The following is a 24714-nucleotide window of genomic DNA, read 5'->3' as shown; positions in this document are numbered from 1 at the left end:
ACCTATCGCCACGGCAATGAATATTAGCTTTCCAGCCCCCACTATAACGCTGATTGCCGTGATCGCACCGCAAGGTCAACCGCTTGACGGTAAACTAGGGCGCTAAAAAAAGACGCGGGCCCTGCGGCCCGCGCCTCGTGAAGTTGGTTCCCCGGACGGACCGGAGACAGGTTTCTTGTCTTTCGGACGATTGAGGCGTTAGCCGCCCTTCATGTCCTGTTCGATCTGCTTGCCGATGTAGGGCTCGACGCCCGGGCGGTACCAGTCCGGCACCGGATTGGGATAGCCACGGTAATAGGTGCCATTGCCGCCCTCGACCGGAACGGCGACGTTGCGCCCCTCGATCATGACCGGGCCGCGCGGCTCCATCTGGCGCTCCACGGCGACGGGGTTGCCATAGCGATCGTACAGAACCTCGGCACCTGCGGCGGTGGCCGTGAGACCCAGCGTACCGATGGCGGCGGCAGCGATGATGAATTTCTTCATGTCACGTCTCCTTGTCTCGCGTCCTGGCGCCGGTGACGACGCGTGTCGTCGATCCGGCGCGCTTCACGGGGACAACGGGCAAGGTGCGGATACAGTTCCCGCCCGGCCGGTCACACAGATGTGGGGTCGGGTCCGCCGGTGGCGCGAAGCCGCCACGGGACGGGACTTTCCGGCGGCTTGAAACCGGCGCGGAGGAGGGGTCTCAGACGCCGAGCTGGGCGCGGATTTCCAGCGCCAGGGCCTCGACCTCGTCGGCCCCCTTGCTACCCGGGGAGGTTTCCATGACCGTCAGCCCATCGCCCATGCTGGCGGCGAAGGCGACGCGGTTGCCCAGGCGGGTCGCGGCGGCGGGATGGCCGAGCGCGCGGATGGCCTCGGTGATCTCTTGCGTCAGGCCGACGCGCGAGAGGGCGCGGTTGATCACGATGAGGCTGGCGATGCCTTCCTTGGCAACCATTTCCAGCGTCGGCTGCGTCGCCCATAGATCGATCGGGGTGGGCTGGACCGGAACCGCGACGAGGCTCGCCGCCTCGATGGCCGGGCGGGATTCGACGTCGGATTTGGGCGGGGTGTCGATGACGACGAAATCATAGTCGCGCCCGAGCGCGCGGGCCTCGCGGCGCGCGCCCCAGCCGCTGGCGGTGCGGAAGGCGAGGCCGGTGCGGTCTTCGCCCAGCGTCTGCTCGCGGGCCTCGAACCATTCGCCGAGGCTGCCCTGCGGGTCGCAGTCGACCAGAACCACGCGCCCGCCGCCACGCGCCAGCGCGACCGCCAGATGCGCGGCCACCGTCGTCTTGCCCGAGCCGCCCTTCTGCTGGGCGATGGTGATGATTCGACCGCTCATCCGTCAGGCCCCCCGTTCGCTCAGGTTTGCACCGCAGCGAGCGGGCGGCAATGATTATTCGCAGCCGGGATTGCGCGGGCGCGGGCGGGGTGTCAGACCCCGGCGCTGGCGCCCAGCACCACGACCTTGGTGCCAACCGTGACGCGGTTGTACAGGTCGATCGCGTCCTGGTTGATCATGCGGATGCAGCCGGAGGACACGTTGGTGCCGATGGTGGTGGGCTCCAGCGTGCCGTGGATGCGGTAGAGCGTGTCCTTGCCGTTCTGCCACAGATACATGGCCCGTGCGCCGAGCGGGTTCGACAGGCCGCCGGCGACGCCGATGCCGCTCTGCAGCTTGGATAGCTGCGGCTTGATGTCGGGACGGCGCGCGATCATTTCCGCCGGGGGATACCAGTCCGGCCATTCCTGCTTGGAATTGATGGTGGCGGTGCCGGACCAGCCGAAGCCTTCCTTGCCCACGCCCACGCCGTAGCGCATCGCTCGGCCGCCGGGCATCACGTAATAAAGGTAGTGCTCGCGCGGATCGATGACGATCGTTCCCGGCGGCTGGCTGGTCGTGTAGGCGACCTCGCGGCGCAGATAGGCCGGGTTGATCGACGAGGTGTCGAAGGAGGCGATGGGGAAGCGGTCGGAAACCGCTCCATAGGTGCCCACCTGCCCCATGCTGGCATAGCTCGACACCGAGGAAATCGGTTCGAGAGGCGCGCCCGCGGTCGTGGTCCGCTGGCACCCGCCAAGCGCCAGCGCAGCTCCGGCAAGCGAAAAGCCGAGCACGGCGCGACGATCGAAAGTCTTCATGGTCCGCAACCCTCCAGCGGTCAACTTGCGCCGTTTTTATACGCTTATGGTGAACAAGTCGTTGCCAGATACGCAAAGGTGAGCGGCCGGAAGTCCATTCCGGCGTTTCTCCGCAGGGCTGTGCTGTTCAGGTTGTCGCCGGGTTGCGGGGGGCTTTTCCCGCTCAGGTCGGGCGCGGGACCGAGCGCAACTGGTCGACCCAGGCGTAGTCGAAATAGCCGCAACGGGCGAGGGCGTGGAGGCGGTCGGTGCGCACCAGACCATTCTCGATGAAGGCGTCGTCGATGTGCACGCCCACGATCTCGCCGAACACCAGATGCCGCCCGGAAGGGGCGCCGTGGCGGTCCTTCGGCTCCAGCGTCTCGGTGACAACGCATTCCAGCGCGCAGGGGGCGAGGGCCACGCGCGGCGGCTTGACCATGCGCGAGGGGGCGGGGGCAAGGCCGGTGAGGTCGAACTCGCTCTCATCCGCCGCGATGGGCTTGGAAGAAAGATTGACCTGCTCGATCAGCTCCAGCGTGGCGAGGTTGCAGACGAACTCGCCGGTGGCGAGGGCATTCAGCGCCGAGTGTTTCATGCCGGCGCTGGAGAACATCACGATGCTGGGCTGCTCGCTCACCATGTTGAAGAAGGAGTAGGGGGCGAGATTGGCGACGCCGTCTTCCGACAGGGTCGAGATCCACCCGATCGGGCGGGGTGTGACGATCGCCTTGAGCGGGTCGTGCGGCAGGCCGTGATTGCGGCGGGCGGGTTCGTAGAACATCAGAACCTCGTGACGATATCGGTGAGCGCGGGGCGGGGACGGTCTTCGGGCGGATTGGCCGGGGTGCCGACATGCACGAAGCCGATGAACCGCTCGTCGGGGGAGAGGCCGAGGGCGGCTCGCACGCGGGCATCGTAGCTGTACCACTGGGTGAGCCAGGTGGCGGAATAGCCGAGCGCATTGGCCGCGACCACCAGCAGCGTCGCGGCGGCGGCGGAAAGGGTCTGCTCCCATTCCGGGATCTTGGCATGGGGCCGTGCGACCGAGACCACCGCGATCACCGTGGGGGCGTGGGTGAGGCGCGCGCGCTCGATGGCGACCCGCTCGGGTTCGGCGTCCGGATTGTCGGCAAGGAAGGCCTGCGCGATGACCTCGCCGGCACGGCTGCGGGCCTCGCCCTCGAACACGATGAACCGCCACGGCGTGAGTTTGCCGTGATCGGGCACGCGCGAGGCGATGGCGAGCATTTCGTCGACCTCGGCCGGCTTGGGGCCGGGGCCGGACATGTCAAGGAGCTTGGGGCTCCGGCGGGTCCTGAGGAGGGTGAGGGCGTCTGGATATCGGGTGCTCATGATGCCTTGTCCTTTGCCAACAGCGGGTAGCACGACGCGCGGCCGGTGACCAAACGCGCGGGGCGGCATGCGGGTAGCCCGATGCCGGTTCGCGGTGACTTGAATTTGCCGTCGTTTGCCTGCACCAGTGACCGCATGCACCAGCCGTTCCGCCGCCGCCCCGTCGCCCCCGCCACCCAGGTTTTCGCCTTTTCCCGGCATGCCCTTTGGGCAGCGCTGGTGATCGCGGGCACGGCGCTGCCGGCGCAGGCGCAGGGCCCGCTTCAGCTGGCGCAGTCCTCGCCCCGCGCGATGCCGTTCGTCGGCGACGAACCCCTCGCGGCCGACCCGCGTCTCGGCCCGCCCCTCATGCCCCCGGCTGGCGCGGGCGTGCCCGCCAAGGGCGATCCCCACACCATCCTGCCGCAGCCCCCGCCGGGTAAGGCCGCGATCGGCATGAGCGTGCGCTTCGGCGAGAAGGAGCCGTTGATTCCGCGCGGGCTGGTCTGGCGCGTCTTCGCCGACCGGGCCGAGGCGTCCGGCGCCTACCCGCTGGTGGCGGAGGCAGCCGAGCCGGCGCCGGTGTTCTTCCTCTCGCCGGGCGGCTATGTGGTGCATGTCTCCTACGGGCTGGCGAGCGTGGCCCGGCGCATCGTGGTCGGCGATGAATCGCGGCGCGAGCAGCTCATTCTCGCCGCCGGCGCGATCACGCTGCACAGCGACGTGGCCGACAAGCCGCTGCCACCGGAGAAGGTGACCTACGATATCTATGAAGGCAGCTTCCTGCAGGGACGCGCTTCGACCCGCCCGATCTTCCGCGACGCCAATCCCGGCGATCTCGTGATTCTGCCCGCCGGCGACTATTACGTCGTGTCCACCTATGGCGACGGCAACGCCACCATTCAGGCCGACCTTTCGGTGGCGCCGGGCAAGGTGACGGACGCCACGCTGCACCAGCGTGCCGCCGAGGTGACGCTGCGCCTGGTGAACGCCGCCGGGGGCCAGCCGCTGACGGACACGCAGTGGTCCGTGCTGACGCCGGGCGGCGACAGCATCAAGGAATCCTCCGAGCCGCTGCCCACCTTCGCGCTCACCGAGGGCGATTACATCGGCGTGGCCCGCTATGAGGGCAAGACCTACAGCAAGGAGTTCACGGTCGAGGCCGGCAAGGACGGGCCGATCGAGGTCGTGGTCGGCGAACAGGCCGCCCCCGCCGAGCTGAACGAGGGCTCCGGCGACTGACCTGCGGCCGGCGCGGGACGCCTTTGGCTTTCGTCGGCATATGGTCAACGCTTTCTTAAACACCCGGCGGCCATCATCGCCTCACCCGTAGTGACGGAGGGGATTTGCGATGATCGTGCGTCAGTTTCTGCTATGGGTCCGGACGGCGCCCGAGGCGACGCGGGGCAAGGCGATGTCGGCGCTCGCCGGCGCCTATCTCAGATCCGATCTCGGGGCGGCCGACCGCGCGGAGATCGAGGCCGCGCTGCCGGGTCTTCTCGCCGATCCCTCGCCGACCGTGCGCCTCGCGCTGGTGGAGGCGCTGTGCCGGCATCCGCTGGTGCCCGCCGATGTCGCGCTGCGGCTCGCCCGGCTCGAAGGCGAACCGGGACAACTGATGCTGGCCTGCTCGCCGGTGCTGAACGAGCGCGAACTGATCGAATTCTGCGAGGCCGGCGATGCCACCCGCCAGGCGGCCATCGCCTCGCGCGCCCGGCTGCCCGCTCCCGTGGCCGCCGCCCTGTCGGAAACCGGCCATGCGGCGGCATGTCTCGCGCTGGTGCGCAATGCCTCCGCCGACATTCCCGGTTTCGCGCTCGGGCGCATCGTCTCCCGCCACGGCCATCATGGTGCGATCCGCGAGGCACTGCTGGCGCGGCCGGACCTGCCGGCGGCGGCCCACTATGCGGTGATCCGCGCGGTGGCGGGCACGCTGTCGGCTTTCGTCGCCCAGCGCCAATGGCTGGCGCCCGATGTCGCCGCCCGCGTGGCCCGCGAGGCGTGCGACAGCGCGGTGGTGGAGACCGCGGCACGGCAGGGTGCGGATGTGCGCGCGCTGGTGGAGACGCTGCAGAGCCAGAGCCAGCTCACCCCGGCGCTGGCGCTCAGGGCGCTGCTCTCCGGCCAGGTGCGGCTGTTCCTGGAATCGGTGTCGGTGCTCTCCGGCCTGCCGACCGACCGCATCGCGGCGCTCGCCGCCGACCGCTCGGGCGAGGCCTTCCGCGTGCTCTACAGCCGGATCGGCCTGCCGAGCGGTGCCTATCTCGCCTTCCGCACCGCGCTGGAAGTGGTGCAGCGCGAGGATTACCTCGATGAGGCGGAGGACGAGGCGGGGCTGAAGCGGCGCATCGTCGACACTGTGCTGGAGCGCTACGCCGCCGAGGGCGCCCGCGGCAACCAGCTGGTTGGCGTGCTGGAGCGCTGGAAGCAGGAAGCCGCGCGCGAGGCCCAGACGCGGCGCGAGGCGGCCTAGCCGCGCGGCGGTCGGCACCGCAGGAGGAGATGGGGCATGGACCGGTTCACGGGTGGATGCCTGTGCGGAAAGCTGCGCCTCGTCGCCTCGGGACGCCCGTACCGGGTTGGCCTGTGCCACTGCCTCGACTGCCGCAAGCATCACGGCGCGCTGTTCCATGCCTCCGCGATATTTCCGGAAGAGGCGGTGACGATCGAGGGCGACACCCGCGACTATGCCGGGCGGTTCTTCTGCCCGACCTGCGGCTCATCGGTCTTCGGGCGCAGCGGCGACGAGATCGAGGTGAATCTGGGCGCCCTCGACGACCCGAACCAGCTCACGCCGACCTATGAACTCTGGACCATCCGCCGGGAAGCCTGGCTGCCGGCTTTCCCGATGACGCGTCACTACCCGCGCGACCGCGAGGGGGCGGGCCGGTTCGAGGGCGAGGCGCCCGACGCGCTCTAGCCGAACTGCTCGCGCAGGATGCGTTCCTCGATGGAGTGATCGCGGTCGACCAGCATGGTCATCGAGGAATCATTATCGAGCTTGGCGCGCACCGCCACCACGTTCAGTACCTGGAAATGGTCGGCCGTGGCGTTGACGGGACGCTTTTCGAACTCCAGCACCGCGATGTCGACCCGCGCGCGGTCCGGCACCAGCGCCCCGCGCCAGCGGCGGGGACGGAAGGCCGAGATCGGCGTGACCGCGAGCAGCGGCGTGCCGATGGGCAGGATCGGCCCCTGCGCCGAGAGATTGTAGGCGGTGGAGCCGGCGGGCGTCGCCACCAGCACGCCGTCGCAGATCAGCTCCTCCATGCGCATCTTGCCGTCGATGGCGATGCGCAGCTTGGCCGCCTGGTAGGACTGGCGGATCAGCGAGACCTCGTTGATCGCCGGCGCGCGATGCTGGCGCCCGTTGACGTCGGTGGCTTCCATCATCAGCGGATGAATGACGACGCGCTGGGCGGCGGCGATGCGCGCGGGCAGGTCTTCCTGGCGGTACGAGTTCATCAGGAAGCCGACCGAGCCCCGGTTCATGCCGTAGATCGGCAGGCCGGAATCGCGGAAGCGATGCAGGCTTTGCAGCATGAAGCCATCGCCGCCGAGCGCCACGACGATGTCGGCGTTCTCGGGGGCGATGTTGCCGTAGCGGGCGACCAGCTGCGCCTGCGCCTGCAGGGCGTCCGGAGCCTCGCTCGCGACGAAGGCGATTCGGCCATATGCTGGCGAGGCGTCAGCATCCGCAGGCGATTCCGGGGTGGGGCGGGCGACGTCGTTCATGCTGGGGAGCCCGGGCAGGGGGTGGAGATGATGGAGCCGGGAGACGGCTATGGCACCATTATGGTCTATACGACCTGGCCGAGCGCCGTCGAGGCCGAAGCGGCGGGACGGGCCATTGTTGCCGACGGGCTGGCGGCCTGCGTCAACATCATGCCGGGCATGGTGTCGATCTATCGCTGGCATGGCGAGATCGAGCGGGCGGCCGAGGTGGTGATGATCCTGAAGACCCGCGAGGACCTTGCCGACGCGGTGGCGCAGGCGGTGCGGGCGCGCCATTCCTACGACACGCCGGCGATCCTGTTCCTGCCGGTGCTGGGCGGCGATCCCGACTATCTGGACTGGATCGCGGAGGAAACCGGGGAGTAGTCCCCGGCCTCATGGGTGCCGCGTTTCAGGCGCGCCGGGCCTGCGCGCGTCAGGCTTCGGGGTTTTCCTGCGCCGCTTCGGGCTTGTCCTGCAGATAGGGCTCGACCGGGCCCTTGAGCTTGACCGTCATCGGGTTGCCGGCGCGGTCCTTGGCCTTGCCGACCGCGACGCGGACCCAGCCTTCGCTGACGCAGTATTCCTCGACATTGGTCTTCTCAACACCCTTGAACCGGATGCCGACGCCGCGCGCGAGCAGGGCCTCGTCATAGAACGGGCTGGTCGGATCGCTGGAAAGGCGGTCGGGCAGGTTTTCGCTCATCTGGTGTCCTTAGCGGCTCGAATGCGGAGGCGAGACATAGCCGCGCCTCCGCAAGATGCCAAGCCGGCAGATCGCCGGCGCGTGGCGCGCCTCAGAGCACCGGGTTCCACGTCGCCGGCACCACCTCGTAGCCGCCATCGTTCTTGCGCACGAAACCGACGGCGGGGAAGGGGTAGTGATAGCCGGTGATCGGCAGGCGCTCGGCCGCGATCATGTCGTAGATGCGCTTGCGGGTCTCGGTGGCCTTGGCGCCGTCCATGTCGAACTGCACCTGCCATTCGGGATGGACCGCGAAAAGCTGCGGCAGGTTGGTGGTGTCGGACTGGATGAACAGCTTGCCATTGCCGTCGGCGAGCACGAAGGCGGTATGCCCCGGCGTGTGGCCGGCCGCGTCCACGGCGGTGAGGCCGGGGGCGATTTCCTTGTCCCACTCGTAACGGGTGACCCGGCTGTCGATGTCCTTGAACACCCGGCGGGCATTCTTGAAGCCGCCCTGAAGCCCTTCCGCGGCGCGGCTCATTTCGCCGTCATCCATCCAGTAGGCCCACTCGGCGGCCGGCACCAGGATCTCCGCATTGGGGAAGGCCAAAGCTCCATCCTCGGCGCGCAGGCCGTTGATGTGGTCGGCGTGGAAATGGGAGATCACCACCGTGTCGATGTCGGCCGGCTTCACCCCGGCCCAGGCGAGATTGGCGGGAAGCTTGCCCACGCTCGCATTGCCGCCCTGCGGGCCGTTGCCGGTGTCGATGAGCACCAGCTTGCCGCCGGTCTTCAGCAGCAGCGGGTTGAACTGGATCGACATCGTGTCCTTGGGCATGAAAGCGGCTTCGAGCGCGGTGTTCACCTCCTCGCGGCTGGCATTCTTCACGAAGCCCTCCGGCAGCGGGAAGGTGCGCACGCCATCATTCACCGCCGTGACCTCGATGCCGCCGATCTTGTAGCGATAAAGGCTCGGCACCTGCTGGCCCGAACCGGTCTGGGCCTCGGCCGAGCTGGAGGCGAGAACACCGGAAAGGAGCGGCAGGGCGGTGGCAAGCGCCGGCAGTGCGGCGGCGCCAGCGAGAATGTTGCGGCGTGAGAATTGCGTCATCGCGGGCTCCATGGGCTGAAGGCCGGCCCCATGGGGGACCGGCGCGCGCAGGCTAGTGGCGCAAGGTCAGCCGGTCACCGCGCCGCGCTTCACGTTCGGGTGAGAGCCGCCCTAGAAGTGGTATTTGTAGCCGACGCCGATCTCGTTGTCCGAGACCTTTCCGTCGGACCACTCGCGGGTGAAGCCGACGGAAACGGAATTGGCGTCGTTGATCTTGAAGCCGAGCGCGGTGCCCACCGCCGGGGTATCGAAATCGTAGCTGGTGTCGAAGGCGTTGCGGTAGCGCAGGTTGACGATGGACCAGGTTACGATCGGCGTGAGCTTCCAGTCCGCCGAGGCGGTGAGCGAGTAGTAGACGAAGTCTGAGGCATTGCTGCGCACATTCGAGCCCAGCCACGCCATGCCGACGAGCGAAAACGCATCCGACAGCGCGTATTTGTAGCCAAGCCCGGCTTCGGACTTCAGGTCCCACGCGGTGGTGTGGCTGAGGTCGTAATATTTCACCGTGGCCCCGAGCAGCACGTTGTTGTCGAAGCTGTGCCGGTAGCTGACGCTGGTGACCGTGGACTTGCTGGCGTTGAAGTCATTCGGCTCGCGCTGGGTGGTGAGCGAGATGCCGATCTCGTTGCTGCCGGCGCGCGCCGGCTGCCCGGCAAACGTGACGAGGGTGGAAAGGCTGGCGAAGGCGGCAATCGCTGCCGCGTACCATGCAGATTTCATCGGGCCGAACCTCCGAGGGCATCTTCGCCGGCCGCGCCGCCTGTCGGCCGATGGGCCGCCGGCGACACGGATCGACGCTCGCCATCAGCGAGCCGGCTTGCGCCTGAGCAGCACATAGGCCGTCGCGGCAAGCAATGTCACCACGACGAAGATCACGCCCACAACATTGATGACTGGCGACAGGCCGAAACGCATGCGCGAGGCGATCTCGGTCACCAGTGTCCACTCGCCGCCAATGGCGAAGACGGTGGTATTGTAGTTCTCGAAGGATTGCAGGAACGCGACGACGGCGGCGGTGAAGCAGGTCGGTGCGAGGAAGGGCAGGGTGATCCGCCGGAACACCATGACATGGCTGGCGCCAAGGTCGAGCGCGGCCTCTTCCAGCGTGCGATCCTGGCGTTGCAGGCGGGCGAGGAAGAGCAGCATCGCGTAGGAGGCGATGAAGCTCGACTGCGCCATCACCGCCACGAACAGCCCGCCCGACACGCCGAATTCGCGCCAGAAAATGAGGCTGGAAATGCCGAGGATGATGCCCGGCGTCAGCACCGGCGAAACCAGCACCGAATAGAGCACCGTGCCCGAGTGCTGGCCCAGCCGGGTGAGGATGAGCGCGCCCGAAAGGCCCGCCGGGATCGACACCACGATCACCCCGGCCGCGACCATGATCGAGTTCAGCAGCCCCTGCAGCAGGCGCTGGTCATGGGCGAGGGCGACGAACCACTCCAGCGTGAACCCCTTCCACTGGGTGACGGAGGGGTAGTCGTAGGAATTGAACGCCGCCGCCGACATCACCGCCAGCGGCAGGAAGAGATAGAGCACGAACAGCCCGATATAGATGTTGAGCACGAGCTGGGCGGCGCGGCTGTCGGCGGCGGAAGCGCTCATTTCGCAATATCCCGCAGTCCGACGCCGAACAGGCGCATCATGATGAGGATGAAGGCGGTGCAGACCACAAGCAGCGAGACCGCGTAGGCCGAGCCCATGTTCCAGTTGTTGCTCTCGTAGAACTGGCGATAGACCAGCTGGGAGAACCAGTCCCCGCCCTGTCCGCGCGTCATGATCGCGGGCACCGAGTAGGAGCCGGCGGACAGCATGAAGGTCATGATGCAGCCGACCGCGATGCCCGGCTTGGCGTGCGGGATGATGACCCGGCGATGAATCCGCGCGGTGGACGCGCCGAGGTCGCGGGCGGCCTCGATCTGGTTGCGGTCCAGCGTCTCCAGCGTGTTCACCATCGGGAACACCATGAACAGGACATAGGTGTAGATCATCGCCAGGAAGACGGCGGAGGGGTTTTCCAGGAAGGGAATCCAGCCGCGATTGTCGAGGTCGACGATGCCGAGCCAGCCCAGCACGCCGTTGATGACGCCGCGATAGTCGAGAATCATCAGCCAGGCATAGACGCGCAGCAACTCGTTGATCGCGTAGGGCACGATCAGGCACACGGTGAGGATGATCGCCTTGCGCGGGCCCGACGCCAGCGCCACCACATAGGCCACCGGATAGCAGACGATGAGCGCCAGCGCCGTCACCATCAACGCGTACATGATGGTGCGCGCGAAGATGTAGAGGTGGAGCGAGCTCATGCGGGTGAAGTTGGACAGGCCATAACGGCGCGGCGGGTCCTTCTCCTGCGCCTCCAGCGTGGTGACCTCGGCCTGCTTGGTCGCCAGCTGGGCATCAAGCGCGGCCTGCTTCGCCGGGTCGGTGGCGTTGCCGCGATCGAGCTCCAGGATCGAGATGTCGTTGTAGAGCCGGTCGATGGTGAGCGAGACCTCGCCCGCCGATTCCTTCCACCACAGCGCCTGCTGCAGCATCGCGCCGAGCGGCACCAGAATCAGCGCCAGGATCCACAGCACGGTGATGGCGATGATGAGCGCGGCCAGCGGCCGGCCATAGGCACGCGAGATGCCTCCCAGGAACCGGCTAGCCATTGGCGAGTGCCCCCTTGGGAAAGACCAGCGCGTCCTGCCGGCTGAAGGAGAGCGTCAGCATTTCCGGCAGCGCGCGCGCGGTCGGCCCGTTGGGCACGGTGACGGTGAGCGGCTGGTCGCCGGCGGCGCAGACCAGATTGACCGAGGGGCCTTCGAGATTGCGGGCCACCAGACGCGCGGTGATCGTGTTGTCGCCCGCGCCGGCAAGCTCGATACGCTCGGGCCGCACCAGCATCAGCGCCTCATCCCCGATGGCGAGCGGGCCGCGTGCGCGCCCGTTGAAGCGCCCGATCGGGGTGTCGACCACGGCCTGGCCGTCGGAGAGCGAGGCGACCTTGCCGTGCATCACATTCTGTTCGCCGACGAAGGTGGCGACGAAGGGCGTGGCGGGGTCGGCATAGAGCGCATCAGCCTCGGCGACCTGCTCCAGCCGGCCGCGGCTCATCACCGCCACGCGGTCGGACATGGCGAGCGCCTCGCCCTGGTCGTGGGTGATGTAGATGAAGGTGATGCCGACCCGGCGCTGGATCGCGCGCAATTCGGCACGCATGTGCTGGCGCAGCTTGAGGTCGAGCGCGGAGAGCGGCTCGTCGAGCAGCAGCACGGAGGGCTCCACCGCGAGCGCCCGCGCAATGGCGACGCGCTGGCGCTGGCCGCCGGAAAGGTCGGCCGGCTTCTTGTCGCCGAAGCCTCCCAGCGCGACGAGATCCAGCAGTTCCTGCGCCCGGCGCAGCCGCTCGGCCTTGCCCACGCCGCGCGCTTCCAGCCCGAAGGCGACGTTTTCCGCCACGCTCATCAGCGGGAACAGCGCGAGGTTCTGGAAGATCAGCGCGGTGGGACGCTCGTTCGGACCTTTGCCGACCATATCCTCCCCACCGATCAGCACACGGCCTTCTGTGGGCTCGATGAAGCCGGAAACCGTGCGCAGGAGGGTGGTCTTGCCGCAGCCGGACGGTCCGAGGATGGAGAAGAACTCGCCGGCATGGATCGACAGGTCGGTGGGGTGCACCGCCGTGGCGTCCCCGAAGCGGATCGAGACTTTGTCGAGACGGACGTCCTTGCCGCGCATGAGATCGCCATCGGCACCGTGTGGGGCGTCAAGGCCGGGCGGGTCCCGGCCGTCCACGTTCTCGGGGGCCATCCGAGCTGGCGTGGATCCCCGGGACACGCCCGGGGATGACGTTTCGTGGAGACGACGCCGATCAGGCGTTGGTGAGCTTCTCGACGTACTCGCCGCGCAGCTTGGCGTAGAAGTCCGTCTGCATCGGCCACCAGAACAGGTTGTCGATGGTGTCGCCCGGATAGGCGGCCTCGAAGGCGGCGCGGGCGTCGTCGGAGAGGAACTGCGACGCGCCCTTGGCGCAGGAGTTGTAGCCGGTGGTGTTGGAGAAACGGGCACCGACCTCGGGCTGGTAGAGGAAGTTCGCCAGCGCATAGGCCTGCTCGACATTGGCCGCACCCGACGGGATGGCGAGAGTGTCGGTCCAGGCCAGGCCGCCTTCCTTGGGCATGCCGTAGCTCCACTTCTTGTCCACGTTGCGGTGGAGAAGAATGCCGGTGGTGTCCCAGGTCTGGCCGATGGTGCAGCCCGCGTCGGTGAACGCGGCGGTCGCCTCGGTGGCGTTGTTCCAGAACGCGCCGATGTCGGCCTTGTGCTCGACGATGAACTTCAGCACGCCCTCGAAGACGCGGCGGCTCTCGGCTTCCGACTTGTAGAGGTCAAGGCCACGGTTGGAGGGCACCGTGCCATTGGCGTCGAGATAGAGCGCGACGCCGTTGAAGACCGACTTCTGGCGGATGGCGGTCTGTTTCGGGTTACCCGGCAGCCACATGTCGCCATAGGAGATTTCGCCGGACTTTTTGCCGGGGAACTTGGTCGAATCCCAGGTCACGCCCTCGGTGCCCCAGTCGAAGGGAACCAGATAGCGCTTGCCGCGATGGGCGGCGCCGAGGGTCAGCGAGTTGCGGTAGATCGAGGCGATGACCTGATCGGCCTTGAACTTCGACTCGTCGATCGGCTGAAGCAGGTTGTCCTTGTAGTAGTTCGGGCCGGTATCGACCGAGGGGAACAGCAGGTCGAAGCCCTTGCCGCCGGCGGCGCGGAGCTTGTTCTCGGCTTCCTCGTTCGACCCGTAGGTCGACAGGTTCACCTTGACGCCGGTGGCGTTGGTGAAGTCGGCGAGGAGCGTGTTCTTGTCGAAATAATCACCCCACGCATAGACATCGACCGAGCCGGAGCTGGCGAGCGCGTCATGGGCGCGCAGCACAGCCGGAGCCGCCAGCACGAAGGCGCTGGCCTTCATCAGGTCGCGACGGGAAAAACGTGTCATCAGAACCTCCCTATGCCCCTGGGGGCGGAACTGCGACCGCTCTATTCAGGGGCGATGAACGGACGATGACACGAGGTGGGAGGCGCTCAAAGCGCCGTGGGCCTGTGGACGGATGCGGGTCGCAAACCGACAAGATTTATGTCGCTTTTATACAACGATTACGCAGCTGATCCGTCGGGGGTGTGTGGATAGGGTGCGACAATCTGTCATGGTCGGCGGCGCTGGCGTCCTGGCGGCGCTGGCCTAGATTGCCGCTACCCGTTGATCCGGGCCCCTCTGACGCGAGCCGAGCCGGCGTTCGCGTGATGTCGGATCGCTTCTCCGATGTCGCGCCGGCTGGAGTCGTGTCCGCTCATGAAGCGTTTTATCCTGTTGTCTGGATGTTGTTGCCCACGTCGTGCGTCAATGCACGGCGCGCGCAATGTCGCGTCGAATCGGGGGGAGTGATCCGGTGGAGTATCTGATGGAACTTGCCGCCAGCCCGGCGGCATGGGCGGCACTTGTCACGCTGATCGCGATGGAAGTCGTTCTCGGCATCGACAACCTGCTGTTCATCTCGATCCTGACCAACAAACTGCCTGGAGATATCCGCCCGCGTGCGCGCAGGATCGGCATCGGTCTGGCGCTGATCATGCGGCTGGGCCTGCTGAGCATGGTGGCGATCATCGTGCAGCTCACCGAGCCGGTGTTCACCGTGTTCGACCAGCCCTTCTCCTGGCGCGACATCATCCTGATCACCGGTGGCCTGTTCCTGGTGTGGAAGGCGACCAAGGAGATCCACCACACCATGGCGCCACCCGACGAGCAGCATGAGATGGAGGGCGGGAGCCTGCAGATGGGCTTCAGTGCCGCCATCGTGCAGATCCTGATCCTGGATCTGGTGTTCTCGGTCGACAGCATCATCACCGCCGTAGGCATGACCGACCACATCCCGATCATGGTGATCGCGGTCATCGTGGCGGTGCTGACCATGCTGTTCGCGGCCGGGCCGCTGGCGAACTTCATCGCCCGCAACCCGTCCATCGTGATGCTGGCCCTCGGGTTCCTGCTGCTGATCGGCACCACGCTGATCGCGGAAGGCTTCGGCGCCCACGTCTCCAAGGGCTACATCTACACCGCGATGGCGTTCTCGGCCGGCGTGGAGGGGCTGAACATGCTCCACCGCCGCCGACAGAAGGCCTGACGCCTCTTCCCGCGAGCCGGCGGCGTGTTCCTGCGCAAGGACATGCCGCCGGCCAGTGCTATGATGGCGGCTCCATTCCGAGGAGTAGCGAGCATGGCCGAGGAGAACGACACGGCGGGTGGCGAGGCAACGCCGCTTCCCGCCAACAGCAAGCTGACCACGACCAAACAGCGCTGGGCCCGCGAGGGCAAATTCCTCACCGGGCGCGTGACCCGCGAGGAGGGCGAGCGCCTGCCGCCGGGCCAGCACCTGGTGCGCGACTGGCCGGTGCTCGACCTCGGCCCGCAGCCGCGCGTTCCGCTGGAGACCTGGCGGCTCGACGTGACCGGTGCGGTGGAGAACCCGGTGTCATGGGACTGGGCGGTCTTCAGTGCGCAGAAGCAGACGCACGAAGTGACCGACATCCACTGCGTCACCACCTGGTCGCGCTACGACAATGGCTGGGACGGGGTGACGACGCGGGACCTTTTGGACATCGTGATGCCTCGCCCCGAGGCATCCCACGTGATGCTGCATTCCTACGACGGCTACACCACCAATCTCGCGCTGGAGGATTTCGCCGCCGAGGACGCGCTGCTGGTGCACAGCTGGGAAGGGCGGCCGCTCACCGTCGAGCACGGCGGTCCGGTGCGGCTGGTGGTGCCGCATCTCTATTTCTGGAAGAGCGCCAAGTGGCTCAAGCAGATCGAGTTCCGCACCAGCGACAGGCGGGGCTTCTGGGAAGAGCGGGGCTACCACAACCACGCGGATCCCTGGAAGGAACAGCGCTATTCCGACGAGGAATGAGCCGCCGAGGAATGAGCCGCGATGCGCCTCGCTGCCAGGGGCCTTGCTGCCGGGAGGCGTTGCCGACATGAAAACGGCCGGGCTGTGGGGCCCGGCCGTTCTTGTTCTGGGTCTGCGTGGCCGGTCAGCGCGGCCGGCTGGTGCCGGGGCGGAGGAACGCGGGGGCACGCGACGGCTCGGCAGCGCCCGCGGTCTTGCGCAGCGTGCCCGCCGGCGGGGACATCATCGACGACGACAGCGATCCGGCGCCATAGGAGCCGCCCACCGTATAGGACGCGGTGACCGGCTTGGCGCTCGATCCGGTGCTGGTTGCCGAGGCCAGCTTTGACGACAGGGTCTGCCGGCCGGAAGCCGCGCTCGCCGAGGCCACGCTGGCCGACGCCATTGCCGTGACCGGCTGCGCGGGTGTGGGGTTGTAGGCGCGTGTGCTGCGGGACGCGGCGGGCTGGGCCATTCCCGGGATCGGGCCCTTGGCAAGCTGCGCGGTACGGGGCAGGTCGGCGGCGACGGCGGACGCCCGCTTGGGCCCCGCGCTCGACAGTTCGCGGCGCAGCTTGGCCCAGGTCTCGGCGAGCGCGGAGGGGTCCCAGCCGGGCTCCTTCTCGTCGATTTCCCACTTTTCCAGAGTCTCCGCCGTGGCGACGCCGGAATCGACGCGCGGGCGGGGCTCAGGAGAATGGGCGGCGGCCTGCTGTTCGGGGGGAAGTGCGCCGACGGCCGCAGCCTCACCGGCGGCCACAGCAGCCTGTGCCGGAGCGGCTTGAGCCGGAGCGGCTTGGGCCTGAGCCGCAGGCACGGCCACCGCCTGAGCGGCGAGCGCCATGGTCTGTGCCGTGACCGGCACGTTCCACTTGCCGGTCTCCCACTCGTTGATCGCCCACATCACCGCGGCGCCAAGTCCGGCGCCGGCGCAGATGTCAGTAATCCTGACACCCGGCACGATGGAAAGATACAACGCGCATAAGACTGCAACGCCGACATAGCACGCCGGTGCACGCCACTTTGCCTGCATGTCCAGATCCCCCAGGAAATTTGAATCAACATAACTGATTCGTGGGAATCTCAGTGCCTTACGCGAAAGAAATAATGCGGAGTCTCCATCGGGTCGGCTCCGGGGCCCGTAGGGTGGGGGAACCGGAAGGCGGGATGCGCGTTTGAACTGATTAGCCGTTTGAAACTGGCCGTGAAAGGCGCTCAAAATGGTTATGCTCTGGCTCGTCGCGCTGTGCCTGTGCGCTGTCGCTGTTCTTACGGTGATCGGGCGTGCCCGCAGCGCTCCCGCCCCGGGCGGATGGGTGGGAATAGCCGCCGTGATCCTTCTCGCTCTCTGGCTTGCCGATATTGGAGGCGGGACATTCCTGCGGCCGCCATCGCCCGTGCTCGACACCCTGCCGCCTTCGGCGGCTCTGGAACCGCCCCAGCTGTTCGGAACCGATGCCGGGACCTCCGCGCAGAGTGGCTGGGGGCGTGTCGCCGCGCCGATCTGACGTCGATCGAAGGCACGTCGGTCGGGGCGCGGCCGACCTGACACGCGTGTGCGGACTGGCTGACCGGGAAGGATCTATGGATCCGGGAAGGGCGGTGGCGTCGCCGCGGGTCCGCGGCCTGGATCGAACCGGACGCAGTTCCGCCCTGACCGCTTGGCTTCGTAGAGCGCGTTGTCAGCGCATTGCAGCAGGTCTTCGATCACGCCGCCCGGCCACGCGCAGGCGCCGCCGATGCTGACGGAGACCGGATGGCTCCCTAGCGGTCCTGACACCGGGGCCGCCGCGATGACGGCGCGCAGACGCTCGGCCACCGCCGCTGCGCAGGCGGCGTCCTCCCCCGGTAGCAGCACGGCGAACTCCTCGCCGCCCAGCCGTGCCAGAACATCCCCCTCCCGCAGCGCGCCGCGGCAGCGAGTGGCCACCTCCACCAGCACCTGATCGCCGAAGCCATGGCCGAACCGGTCGTTGACCTGTTTGAAGTGATCGATGTCCAAAACCAGCGCGGCGAAGGGCAGGTTGCTGCGTATCAGATGGGTCGCGTGCTGAAGGAAGCTGCGCCGGTTCAGGACGCCGGTCAGGGCGTCCGTATCGGCGAGGATCCGCAGATCGGCGGCCAGCTGGTGGCGATGGGTGACATCGAAATAGGAGTGGACGCGGTAGCCGCTGATACGAAAACTGTGAAACTGCACCATCTTGTTGGTGCCGCTGCCGCTGCGGATCTCGAATTCCGATGCCGAGATGGTGCCGTCGCCGGCGGCGGCATTGGCAAGCGTGTCGGCCCAGTCCCTCCGGGCTTCCTCGCGCACGACCGGGTCCGGGTAGAGCTTGTTCCACCAGTCGTCGAGCGCGGCGATCTCGTCGAGGCGATATTCGAAGATGTCGGCGAAGCCGTCATTGACGAAGACGCCCACGTCATTTTCGTCTTCGATGAGAAGCGCGACCGGCAGCCGCTCCAGTATGGCGGGCAGGAGCCGGACCCATTCGTCGTTGCCTGCGGCGCCGCCACCTCCGGTGCCGGCGTGCCCGGCCGCGTGGGGAACCTCCGATTGATCGGCCTCGGATGGCACCGGCGCGGCCTCGTCCCCGGGAATGAGGGTCAGCGCCCAGATCGCATCGCCGCCGTCCTGCCCCGGGTCCACTCTCCGTGCGCCGACCTTGAGCGGGCGTGTCTCGCCTTGGAGGGTGCATCTCAGCGCGATTGCTCGCGGGGCCGGCGGCGTGTCGGGCTGCAAGAGAGCCTCGAGCGCGTGGGCCGCCTCTCCCAGCAGGGCCGTCAGTTCCAACGGCAGCGCATCCTGCCCGCGCCCGAACAGTTCCGCCGCCAGGGGGTTCATCGCCACGACCGTGCCCGCGCGCGCCGCCAGCATCGGCACCGCGACATGTGAAAGCCAGTGGAGTGCGGCAGGGTCGGGCATGGGCGGTGGAGCGCGGTTCATGTCGAGGGCAGGGTATGAACGTGCCAGGCAGCCGGCCGAAGCCTTCTTTCGGCGCTGACCAGCCATCAAACATAAGGCCGAATCGGGCGAGATCGAGCCTGTCCGTGCATGCCAGGGGTGCTGTGTGCCGAGGGCGGCCTTTGAGCCGTCTTCCTACGTGCGTCGGGTGTTTCGCCGACCGCGGGCATGGCCTCGATGCCGGAGGTCTTTCGCGCCGCTCTCGGGCACGCGCGTCGGTCTCAAATGTGAAGCCAAGAGGCCGGCAGGACGGATCTGTTGTCGAGTGGGAAATGGTGCCGGCGGAGAGGATCGAACTCCCGACCTTCGGTTTACAAAACCGCTGCACTACCGCTGTGCTACGCCGGCTTCCGGGCACCGCAGAGAAGGTGCCGGTCTGATAGTCGCCCCGACCACGCTTGAAACTAAGCGCTGGGCCGGGTTCGTTCGGCTCGCTCTCGCGCCCTCCGGCGCCTTGAGGGAACCGGGTCGAGCGCGGCCCCGGACGCCGGTCACGTGCCTCGGCGAGGAACGCGGCGCCGGCCAGGGGAGGCGAGGCACGGCCGGGCAGCCTGAGTTCAGGCCGCCGACCAAGCCCTAATCCACCAAGTCCGGGCGAGGGTCAAGGCGGTTCCAGCGCCACGGGCGAGGGCGGGGTGCTGGAACGGGGCGGCGCACGCCCCGACAGGGGCGGTCCAACGGCCGATCTGAAGCCCCGCGCCCGCCAGGGAAGGCCATCTGCCCTTGGCGGAACGCCCAGCGGCGTGTCGCGGCCACCGCGTCGGTCATCATCCGTTCGAATCGCTGCGACGGCGTGCGGCAGCTCATCCGGCTCATCATGCGGGGAGAAGTCGGCGCGGGTGCCGCGTATCTCCGGCTGTGCGTTGATGCGGTTGCGGTCGGCCGTGGCGGACACCGCCATTGCCGGCGGTGTCGAAGCTCGGAAGGTGCGCCGCGAGGGGCGCGGCGATGAACGTGCCGATCGAACGACGCAACACGGAACGGCGCTCCGAGAGAATTCCCTATGGTTACGTTCATGGCCCCCACCGGTGATTTCAGTATGAGGGCGGCATTCATTGATCCTTCACATGGTGAGACCGAGCTGGAGTGGCGGTAGAATCGTGGATTCAACGATTGCGCCAAGGCTCCGCATCTGCGAGACGAGTCAGCGGGGAGATGTTGCTGTTTCTGTCAGCCTATCTTCCCTTCCGGCGGCGTCGCTGCCGGTCATGATTCAACCTCTCGGGAGGCGGGAAGAGATGAAGGGAACGTTTCTAGCGCTCGGCGCTCTGTTGCTGGCCGGTATGGCTGGCCCGGCGTCAGCTCAGACCATGAGCTATGGTCAGGCGGGCGCGCTTATTGCCAAGAGCTGTGGTCCCTCGATCGAGCGCTTCTGCTCGAAGGACAATATTGGCACCGGTACGGTGCAGCAGTGCCTGCAGGCCAACCAGGACAAGGTGCCGAAGCAGTGCTTCGACGACTTCGCCGCGGTGCAGGCTTCGATCGCCAAGCGCGTAGCTGCCCAGCAGGGCGCGTGGAAGGCATGCGCTGCCAGCGCTCAGCAGTTCTGCTCCGGCGTCCAGCCGGGTGACGCGAATCTGCTCGATTGCCTCCTCGCCTCGTCAAAGGTCGTGCGCCCCGCCTGCCAGCAGACGCTGGTCGACGCCGGCTGGGCCAATTGACGAACACGGCAACGCTCAGGGGATAGAGACAGAACATGACCCGCTTTACCCGCCTCTTCGGGGGGCTTGCCCTCGCCGCAGTGCTCGCCGCGCCGCTGGCCACCAGCGCCAGCGCCCAGACCGAAATGACTGACACTCAGATCATGAAGGGTCTTTCGGGCGTCACCAATGACGATCCCAGCCTGACTGTCGAACTGCTCCGCAAGATGGCGCAGGACGCGGTGGCGGCCAACCAGCCGCTTTCGCTCAACAAGTCCGAGATCGCCAAGAAGCTCGACAAGCTGGCGCAGATCACGGTGCAGATCCAGTTCGCGCTGAACTCCTCGATCATTCGTCCGGAGTCCTACGCCACGCTGGGTTCCATCGCTGACGCGATGCATCACCCGATCCTGTGGAACTACAAGTTCGTGGTGGTCGGCAACACCGACGCCACCGGCACGCGCGCCTACAATCTGAAGCTCAGCCAGGAGCGCGCCGACGCCATCGTGCAGGCCCTGGTCACGCTGTTCCGCGTGTCGCCGGACCGCCTGCAGGCGCTGGGCCTCGGCCAGGAGGCGCTGCAGGTGCCTTCCAAGCCGGATGACCCGATCAACCGTCGGGTGCAGATCTTCAACATCGGCACCGTTGCGCCGATGCCGAAGGCGACGCTGAACCCGCAGTGATATCCGGGCGGCGTTGCCGCCCATATCGTGCTAGCAGGGCCGGCCGGTGCCATGTGCATCGGTCGGCCTTTCTTTTTCCAACGAAGAGTTTCCGCAGATGAGCATCAAGAGAATCGAGATCGGGCCCCGCATGAGCCAGGCCGTGGTGCACGGCTCCGTGGTCTACCTCGCCGGGCAGGTCGCGCTCGGCGAGAGCGTGGGTGCCCAGACCAAGGCCGTGCTGGCGCAGATCGACGCGCTGCTGGCGGCGGCCGGCACCGACAAGAGCAAGCTGCTCACCACCACCATCTATCTCGCCGACATGGCCACCTTTGGCGAGATGAACGCGGCGTGGGACGGCTGGGTCGCCGCCGGCAACACGCCCGCCCGCGCCACGGTGGAAGCCGCGCTGGCGACGCCGGACTACAAGGTCGAGATCGTCGTCACCGCCGCGCTCTGAACGGCGCCGCGCTCTTCACGGCAACGCGGGACACCAACGCACGCCGACAACAAAACGGCCCCGTCTCGCGACGGGGCCGTTCTGCGTTTCAGGCGACCCGCCGGCGCGCGGCGGGTCCTTATAGGCAAGAGAGGAGACCCGCCGAAAGCGGCGGGTCCCGTGGCTCAATGCCAGTTGTCGAGATCGCGGTTCTTGGTTTCCGGCAGGAACAGCAGACCCACGACCACCGTCATCAGGGCGATGATGATCGGGTACCAGAGGCCGGAGAAGATGTTGCCCGAGGCCGCCACGATGGCGAAGGCGGTGGGCGGCAGGAAGCCACCGAACCAGCCATTGCCGATGTGGTAGGGCAGGGACATGCCGGTGTAGCGGATGCGGGTCGGGAACAGTTCGACCAGCAGCGCGGCGATCGGGCCGTACACCATAGTGACATAGAGCACGAGGATGAAGAGCAGTCCGATGATCGACAGCGAGCGCTCGTTCGACAGCACCTGGCTGATGGAGGGCGCCGTGAGGATCGAGGTGTCGCCCTTCACGGGGTACCCGGCCGCCTGGGCGGCGGCAACGACAGAGGCCCCGGTCTTGTCGGTGTCGGGAATGGCGACATCGGTGCCGTTGACGGTCACGCTGATCGGCGCGCCGGCTTCAGCGGGGGTGAGCTTGTAGTGCATGGCGTTGGTCGCCAGCGTGCGGCGGAAGACGTCGCAGGGCCGGGTGAACACGCGCACGCCCACCGGGTCGAACAGGGTGCCGCAGCTCGCCGGATCGGCCTTGATGTCGATCGTGACGCTCTCCGTCGCGCTCATCAGCTTCGGATTGGCGATGCGGGCGATGTTCTCGAACAGCGGGAAGTAGGTCGCCGCCGCAATCAGGCAGCCGGCGATCAGGATCGGCTTGCGGCCGATCTTGTCCGACATCCAGCCGAACAAGATGAAGAACGGTGTGCCGATGAGCAGGCTGGCGGCGATCATCAGATTCGCCGTCGTGCCGTCGACCTTCAGCGTCTGCGTCAGGAAGAACAGGGCATAGAACTGGCCCGTGTACCAGACGACGGCCTGGCCGGCGGTGCCGCCGAACAGCGCGATGAGCGCGATCTTGGCATTCGACCAGCGGCCGAACGCCTCGGTGAGCGGCGCCTTGGAGCGGCTGCCCTCCGCCTTCATCTTCTGGAAGGCGGGAGATTCGTTCAGCTGCAGGCGGATCCAGATCGAGAAACCGAGCAGGATGATCGACAGCAGGAACGGAACGCGCCAGCCCCAGGCCGCGAAGGATTCCGGCGACATGGAAAGACGAAGGGTCAGAATGACCAGCAGCGAGAGGAACAGGCCGACCGTCGCGGTGGTCTGGATCCACGAGGTGTAGAAGCCGCGCCGGCCATGGGGCGAGTGCTCGGCGACATAGGTCGCCGCGCCGCCATATTCGCCGCCGAGCGCAAGGCCCTGCAGCAGACGACAGGCGATGAAGATCACCGGCGCGGCGTAGCCGATCGCGTCATAGCTGGGCAGCAGGCCGACCAGGAAGGTCGAGATGCCCATGAGCGTCATGGTGACGAGGAAGGTGTATTTGCGTCCGATCAGATCGCCGAGACGACCGAAGAAGAGCGCACCGAAGGGGCGCACCGCGAAGCCGGCGGCAAAGCCGAACAGCACGAAGATGAACTTCGCCGTGTCATTGGTGCCCGGCACGAAGGTGGCGGCGATGTTGGCGGCAAGCGAACCGGCCAGGTAGAAATCGTACCATTCGAAGACCGTGCCGGCAGAGGAGGCTATGATAACCTTCCTCTCTTCCTTCGTCATAGGCCCTGCCTTGGCGCGGGCCGTAGTTGAAACGCTCATATCCGTTCCCTTCCCCAGTGATAAGTCGCGCAAAATTCCAGCCGCGCATCGCAGGACGCACGCCAACACTCGAGCTTCGGTGTCGAAACCCGTTTTTTATCTTGATCGAGTTTGGGGGTTCCAATGGGGAACACCGTCCGCTCGGGCTGTTTCCTCCCGGAGGTGGTCCGCGGCAAGTCTAGCGGCGGCCTTCCCCGGTCAACAGGCGCGCGCAATTCTTTGATTCCGTCGCTGCCTCAAAGGAAAGCTTGACGAAAACAGGGGGTCTTGACGATTGGCAATTGGTCGTAACCGGATCGGCGAAGATCTCGCCGCGAGGCGGGGCGCTTCAGCCCTGCCGGGCGATGGCCCGCCGCGCGATGTGCAGCGCCAGCACGGCCGCGTTCGACACGTTGAGGCTGACGATCGCGCCGGGAAGGTCGATACGCGCCAGCACGTTGCAAGTCTGCCGCGTGAGCTGGCGCAGGCCCTTGCCCTCCGCGCCGAGCACCAGCGCCAGCGGGGCGCGCAGCGCGGTGTCGGTCAGATCCGCCGCCCCCTCGCTGTCGAGCCCGACCACGAGCACGCCGTGGTCCTTCAATTCGTCCAGCGCGCGGGAAAGATTGCCGACGAAGCAGAACGGCACATGCTCCAGCCCGCCGCTCGCGCTCTTCGCCAGCACGCCGGTCGCCGCCGGGCTATGGCGCGCCGTGGTGACGATGGCTCCGACCTTCAGCGCCGCCGCCGAGCGCACGATGGCGCCGACATTGTGCGGATCGGTGATCTGGTCGAGCACCAGCAGAAGGTCGCAATGGGCGGCCTCCTTCAGCGTGAGCGAGGGCAGTGGATCGCATTCCAGCAGCAGGCCCTGGTGCACCGCATCCTTGTCCAGCAGCCGGTCGATCGCGCCGGGGCGTACGACTTCCGGCTCGACGGTCATCGGTACCGATTCGTCGGTGAGTCGCTTCAACGCATTCTCGGTCGCCATGAGCTTGCGCACACGACGCTGCGGATTGCGCAGCGCTTCGCTGACGCTGTGCCAGCCATAGAGAATGGCGACGTCTGCCGGCCACTCGCCGAAGGGGCGTCCGGCCGGACGCTCGCGCTCGCCATGGCGCGCGCCGGCACCGCCCGGACGAGGCGGGAAAGGGCGTTGCGGCCGATGGGAGGGCGTGCGGGGACGATCGTTCATGCCGCGCTTCTGTCACGGCCGGGAGCGATTGGCAATTTGCGTTTATGGCCCACGAGGTGTTCGTGGCGCGTCACCATCGGGGACAGCTTCCGGGAGCG

Annotated in this window: 27 protein-coding genes and 1 tRNA gene; 10 read left to right on the top strand and 18 right to left on the bottom strand. The window is 67.2% G+C overall.

Annotated elements, in window-relative coordinates:
• Window positions 1-198: 198 nt before the first annotated feature.
• The 5 genes from G3A50_RS00880 to G3A50_RS00860 all read right to left on the bottom strand — a co-directional run bounded on the left by G3A50_RS00880 (window position 199) and on the right by G3A50_RS00860 (window position 3465).
• Window positions 199-486: a hypothetical protein gene (locus G3A50_RS00880; RefSeq protein WP_163073353.1), complete on the bottom strand. Its 288-nt coding sequence runs from the start codon at window positions 484-486 to the stop codon at window positions 199-201.
• Between the two features lie 202 nt (window positions 487-688).
• Window positions 689-1330, bottom strand: coding sequence for a ParA family partition ATPase (parA, locus tag G3A50_RS00875; RefSeq protein ID WP_163073352.1), 642 nt, complete (start codon window positions 1328-1330; stop codon window positions 689-691).
• A gap of 92 nt (window positions 1331-1422) precedes the next feature.
• On the bottom strand, window positions 1423-2130 hold the full coding sequence (locus tag G3A50_RS00870; protein ID WP_163073351.1) for a L,D-transpeptidase: 708 nt from the start codon (window positions 2128-2130) through the stop codon (window positions 1423-1425).
• Between the two features lie 163 nt (window positions 2131-2293).
• Window positions 2294-2893, bottom strand: coding sequence for a flavin reductase family protein (locus G3A50_RS00865; RefSeq protein WP_163073350.1), 600 nt, complete (start codon window positions 2891-2893; stop codon window positions 2294-2296).
• A complete protein-coding gene (locus tag G3A50_RS00860; protein WP_163073349.1) occupies window positions 2893-3465 on the bottom strand; it encodes a nitroreductase family protein in 573 nt (190 codons plus the stop codon). The genes G3A50_RS00865 and G3A50_RS00860 overlap by 1 nt, the downstream gene beginning before the upstream one ends.
• 135 nt (window positions 3466-3600) lie before the next feature.
• Between G3A50_RS00860 and G3A50_RS00855 the strand changes: the two genes are divergently transcribed.
• From G3A50_RS00855 to G3A50_RS00845, 3 genes are all read left to right on the top strand, one after another.
• Window positions 3601-4686 carry a hypothetical protein gene (locus G3A50_RS00855; RefSeq protein WP_246252000.1) on the top strand — a complete coding sequence of 362 codons (1086 nt, stop codon included), beginning with the start codon at window positions 3601-3603 and terminating at the stop codon, window positions 4684-4686.
• Window positions 4687-4795: 109 nt separating this feature from the next.
• Entirely contained in the window at window positions 4796-5917 is a 1122-nt protein-coding gene (locus G3A50_RS00850) for a DUF2336 domain-containing protein (RefSeq protein ID WP_163073348.1), read from the top strand.
• A gap of 36 nt (window positions 5918-5953) precedes the next feature.
• Window positions 5954-6364, top strand: a complete 411-nt coding sequence (locus G3A50_RS00845) for a GFA family protein (protein WP_163073347.1) — start codon at window positions 5954-5956, stop codon at window positions 6362-6364.
• Here the strand turns inward: G3A50_RS00845 and G3A50_RS00840 are convergent.
• Window positions 6361-7179 (bottom strand): NAD kinase, encoded by an 819-nt coding sequence (locus G3A50_RS00840; protein ID WP_163073346.1) that lies wholly within the window; start codon window positions 7177-7179, stop codon window positions 6361-6363. The two genes, G3A50_RS00845 and G3A50_RS00840, sit on opposite strands and share 4 nt — an antisense overlap.
• Window positions 7180-7206: 27 nt before the next feature.
• Here G3A50_RS00840 and cutA point away from each other — a divergent pair, with 27 nt between their 5' ends.
• Window positions 7207-7545, top strand: coding sequence for a divalent-cation tolerance protein CutA (cutA, locus tag G3A50_RS00835; protein ID WP_163073345.1), 339 nt, complete (start codon window positions 7207-7209; stop codon window positions 7543-7545).
• 49 nt (window positions 7546-7594) lie between these two features.
• Here cutA and G3A50_RS00830 read toward each other — a convergent pair whose 3' ends face one another.
• The 7 genes from G3A50_RS00830 to G3A50_RS00800 all read right to left on the bottom strand — a co-directional run bounded on the left by G3A50_RS00830 (window position 7595) and on the right by G3A50_RS00800 (window position 13938).
• The gene (locus G3A50_RS00830; protein WP_163073344.1) at window positions 7595-7864 is read right to left on the bottom strand and encodes a DUF3297 family protein; all 270 of its coding nucleotides are present in this window, start codon (window positions 7862-7864) and stop codon (window positions 7595-7597) included.
• Window positions 7865-7955: 91 nt separating this feature from the next.
• Window positions 7956-8954, bottom strand: a complete 999-nt coding sequence (locus tag G3A50_RS00825) for an MBL fold metallo-hydrolase (RefSeq protein ID WP_163073343.1) — start codon at window positions 8952-8954, stop codon at window positions 7956-7958.
• Window positions 8955-9065: 111 nt separating this feature from the next.
• The gene (locus G3A50_RS00820; protein WP_246251997.1) at window positions 9066-9674 is read right to left on the bottom strand and encodes a hypothetical protein; all 609 of its coding nucleotides are present in this window, start codon (window positions 9672-9674) and stop codon (window positions 9066-9068) included.
• 84 nt (window positions 9675-9758) lie between these two features.
• Window positions 9759-10559, bottom strand: a complete 801-nt coding sequence (locus G3A50_RS00815) for an ABC transporter permease (protein WP_163073342.1) — start codon at window positions 10557-10559, stop codon at window positions 9759-9761.
• A complete protein-coding gene (locus G3A50_RS00810; RefSeq protein WP_246251995.1) occupies window positions 10556-11608 on the bottom strand; it encodes an ABC transporter permease in 1053 nt (350 codons plus the stop codon). Before G3A50_RS00810 ends, G3A50_RS00815 begins: the two co-directional genes overlap by 4 nt.
• Window positions 11601-12677 (bottom strand): ABC transporter ATP-binding protein, encoded by a 1077-nt coding sequence (locus G3A50_RS00805; protein WP_163077152.1) that lies wholly within the window; start codon window positions 12675-12677, stop codon window positions 11601-11603. Before G3A50_RS00805 ends, G3A50_RS00810 begins: the two co-directional genes overlap by 8 nt.
• A 133-nt stretch (window positions 12678-12810) precedes the next feature.
• Window positions 12811-13938 carry an extracellular solute-binding protein gene (locus G3A50_RS00800; RefSeq protein ID WP_246251993.1) on the bottom strand — a complete coding sequence of 376 codons (1128 nt, stop codon included), beginning with the start codon at window positions 13936-13938 and terminating at the stop codon, window positions 12811-12813.
• A 451-nt stretch (window positions 13939-14389) separates the two neighbouring features.
• Between G3A50_RS00800 and G3A50_RS00795 the strand changes: the two genes are divergently transcribed.
• Together G3A50_RS00795 and G3A50_RS00790 are read left to right on the top strand one after the other, a co-directional pair.
• On the top strand, window positions 14390-15121 hold the full coding sequence (locus G3A50_RS00795) for a TerC family protein (RefSeq protein WP_163077150.1): 732 nt from the start codon (window positions 14390-14392) through the stop codon (window positions 15119-15121).
• Between the two features lie 93 nt (window positions 15122-15214).
• Window positions 15215-15907 (top strand): sulfite oxidase-like oxidoreductase, encoded by a 693-nt coding sequence (locus G3A50_RS00790; RefSeq protein ID WP_163073341.1) that lies wholly within the window; start codon window positions 15215-15217, stop codon window positions 15905-15907.
• A gap of 124 nt (window positions 15908-16031) precedes the next feature.
• On the opposite strand, the gene G3A50_RS00785 is transcribed toward G3A50_RS00790, so the two are convergent.
• On the bottom strand, window positions 16032-16862 hold the full coding sequence (locus tag G3A50_RS00785; protein WP_163073340.1) for a hypothetical protein: 831 nt from the start codon (window positions 16860-16862) through the stop codon (window positions 16032-16034).
• A gap of 244 nt (window positions 16863-17106) precedes the next feature.
• Between G3A50_RS00785 and G3A50_RS00780 the strand changes: the two genes are divergently transcribed.
• On the top strand, window positions 17107-17394 hold the full coding sequence (locus tag G3A50_RS00780) for a hypothetical protein (protein WP_163073339.1): 288 nt from the start codon (window positions 17107-17109) through the stop codon (window positions 17392-17394).
• Between the two features lie 74 nt (window positions 17395-17468).
• Here the strand turns inward: G3A50_RS00780 and G3A50_RS00775 are convergent, their stop codons facing one another.
• Together G3A50_RS00775 and G3A50_RS00770 are read right to left on the bottom strand one after the other, a co-directional pair.
• Complete coding sequence (locus tag G3A50_RS00775; protein WP_163073338.1) at window positions 17469-18809, bottom strand: GGDEF domain-containing protein; 1341 nt, start codon at window positions 18807-18809, stop codon at window positions 17469-17471.
• 312 nt (window positions 18810-19121) lie between these two features.
• Window positions 19122-19196 (bottom strand) — tRNA-Thr (locus G3A50_RS00770).
• An 890-nt stretch (window positions 19197-20086) separates the two neighbouring features.
• Here G3A50_RS00770 and G3A50_RS00765 point away from each other — a divergent pair.
• The 3 genes from G3A50_RS00765 (at window position 20087) to G3A50_RS00755 (ending at window position 21610) form a co-directional block, all read left to right on the top strand.
• Window positions 20087-20509: a hypothetical protein gene (locus G3A50_RS00765; RefSeq protein ID WP_163073337.1), complete on the top strand. Its 423-nt coding sequence runs from the start codon at window positions 20087-20089 to the stop codon at window positions 20507-20509.
• A 35-nt stretch (window positions 20510-20544) separates the two neighbouring features.
• Window positions 20545-21171 carry an OmpA family protein gene (locus tag G3A50_RS00760; RefSeq protein WP_163073336.1) on the top strand — a complete coding sequence of 209 codons (627 nt, stop codon included), beginning with the start codon at window positions 20545-20547 and terminating at the stop codon, window positions 21169-21171.
• 97 nt (window positions 21172-21268) lie between these two features.
• Window positions 21269-21610, top strand: a complete 342-nt coding sequence (locus G3A50_RS00755; protein ID WP_163073335.1) for a RidA family protein — start codon at window positions 21269-21271, stop codon at window positions 21608-21610.
• 164 nt (window positions 21611-21774) lie between these two features.
• Here the strand turns inward: G3A50_RS00755 and G3A50_RS00750 are convergent, their stop codons facing one another.
• Together G3A50_RS00750 and G3A50_RS00745 are read right to left on the bottom strand one after the other, a co-directional pair.
• On the bottom strand, window positions 21775-23445 hold the full coding sequence (locus tag G3A50_RS00750; RefSeq protein ID WP_210255193.1) for an MFS transporter: 1671 nt from the start codon (window positions 23443-23445) through the stop codon (window positions 21775-21777).
• 328 nt (window positions 23446-23773) lie between these two features.
• Window positions 23774-24616, bottom strand: coding sequence for a TrmH family RNA methyltransferase (locus G3A50_RS00745; RefSeq protein ID WP_163073334.1), 843 nt, complete (start codon window positions 24614-24616; stop codon window positions 23774-23776).
• Window positions 24617-24714: the final 98 nt, after the last annotated feature.

The organism is Ancylobacter pratisalsi, assembly GCF_010669125.1.
Classification (GTDB): domain Bacteria; phylum Pseudomonadota; class Alphaproteobacteria; order Rhizobiales; family Xanthobacteraceae; genus Ancylobacter; species Ancylobacter pratisalsi.
The sequence above is the reverse complement of the archived record's forward strand: the minus strand, read 5'-3'. Positions and strand labels throughout refer to the sequence as shown.

What these genes read in the sequence shown, in the direction of transcription:
- G3A50_RS00850 (WP_163073348.1), top strand. Translation starts at nt 4,796, where the DNA reads ATGATCGTGCGTCAGTTTCTGCTATGGGTCCGGACGGCGCCCGAGGCG.
- G3A50_RS00790 (WP_163073341.1), top strand. Translation starts at nt 15,215, where the DNA reads ATGGCCGAGGAGAACGACACGGCGGGTGGCGAGGCAACGCCGCTTCCC.
- G3A50_RS00820 (WP_246251997.1), bottom strand. Translation starts at nt 9,674, where the DNA reads ATGAAATCTGCATGGTACGCGGCAGCGATTGCCGCCTTCGCCAGCCTT.
- G3A50_RS00745 (WP_163073334.1), bottom strand. Translation starts at nt 24,616, where the DNA reads ATGAACGATCGTCCCCGCACGCCCTCCCATCGGCCGCAACGCCCTTTC.
- G3A50_RS00870 (WP_163073351.1), bottom strand. Translation starts at nt 2,130, where the DNA reads ATGAAGACTTTCGATCGTCGCGCCGTGCTCGGCTTTTCGCTTGCCGGA.
- G3A50_RS00805 (WP_163077152.1), bottom strand. Translation starts at nt 12,677, where the DNA reads ATGCGCGGCAAGGACGTCCGTCTCGACAAAGTCTCGATCCGCTTCGGG.
- G3A50_RS00800 (WP_246251993.1), bottom strand. Translation starts at nt 13,938, where the DNA reads ATGACACGTTTTTCCCGTCGCGACCTGATGAAGGCCAGCGCCTTCGTG.
- G3A50_RS00810 (WP_246251995.1), bottom strand. Translation starts at nt 11,608, where the DNA reads ATGGCTAGCCGGTTCCTGGGAGGCATCTCGCGTGCCTATGGCCGGCCG.
- G3A50_RS00755 (WP_163073335.1), top strand. Translation starts at nt 21,269, where the DNA reads ATGAGCATCAAGAGAATCGAGATCGGGCCCCGCATGAGCCAGGCCGTG.
- G3A50_RS00750 (WP_210255193.1), bottom strand. Translation starts at nt 23,445, where the DNA reads ATGAGCGTTTCAACTACGGCCCGCGCCAAGGCAGGGCCTATGACGAAG.
- G3A50_RS00845 (WP_163073347.1), top strand. Translation starts at nt 5,954, where the DNA reads ATGGACCGGTTCACGGGTGGATGCCTGTGCGGAAAGCTGCGCCTCGTC.
- cutA (WP_163073345.1), top strand. Translation starts at nt 7,207, where the DNA reads ATGATGGAGCCGGGAGACGGCTATGGCACCATTATGGTCTATACGACC.
- G3A50_RS00815 (WP_163073342.1), bottom strand. Translation starts at nt 10,559, where the DNA reads ATGAGCGCTTCCGCCGCCGACAGCCGCGCCGCCCAGCTCGTGCTCAAC.
- G3A50_RS00765 (WP_163073337.1), top strand. Translation starts at nt 20,087, where the DNA reads ATGAAGGGAACGTTTCTAGCGCTCGGCGCTCTGTTGCTGGCCGGTATG.
- G3A50_RS00830 (WP_163073344.1), bottom strand. Translation starts at nt 7,864, where the DNA reads ATGAGCGAAAACCTGCCCGACCGCCTTTCCAGCGATCCGACCAGCCCG.
- G3A50_RS00825 (WP_163073343.1), bottom strand. Translation starts at nt 8,954, where the DNA reads ATGACGCAATTCTCACGCCGCAACATTCTCGCTGGCGCCGCCGCACTG.
- G3A50_RS00855 (WP_246252000.1), top strand. Translation starts at nt 3,601, where the DNA reads ATGCACCAGCCGTTCCGCCGCCGCCCCGTCGCCCCCGCCACCCAGGTT.
- G3A50_RS00760 (WP_163073336.1), top strand. Translation starts at nt 20,545, where the DNA reads ATGACCCGCTTTACCCGCCTCTTCGGGGGGCTTGCCCTCGCCGCAGTG.
- G3A50_RS00860 (WP_163073349.1), bottom strand. Translation starts at nt 3,465, where the DNA reads ATGAGCACCCGATATCCAGACGCCCTCACCCTCCTCAGGACCCGCCGG.
- G3A50_RS00865 (WP_163073350.1), bottom strand. Translation starts at nt 2,893, where the DNA reads ATGTTCTACGAACCCGCCCGCCGCAATCACGGCCTGCCGCACGACCCG.
- parA (WP_163073352.1), bottom strand. Translation starts at nt 1,330, where the DNA reads ATGAGCGGTCGAATCATCACCATCGCCCAGCAGAAGGGCGGCTCGGGC.
- G3A50_RS00880 (WP_163073353.1), bottom strand. Translation starts at nt 486, where the DNA reads ATGAAGAAATTCATCATCGCTGCCGCCGCCATCGGTACGCTGGGTCTC.
- G3A50_RS00780 (WP_163073339.1), top strand. Translation starts at nt 17,107, where the DNA reads ATGGTTATGCTCTGGCTCGTCGCGCTGTGCCTGTGCGCTGTCGCTGTT.
- G3A50_RS00775 (WP_163073338.1), bottom strand. Translation starts at nt 18,809, where the DNA reads ATGCCCGACCCTGCCGCACTCCACTGGCTTTCACATGTCGCGGTGCCG.
- G3A50_RS00840 (WP_163073346.1), bottom strand. Translation starts at nt 7,179, where the DNA reads ATGAACGACGTCGCCCGCCCCACCCCGGAATCGCCTGCGGATGCTGAC.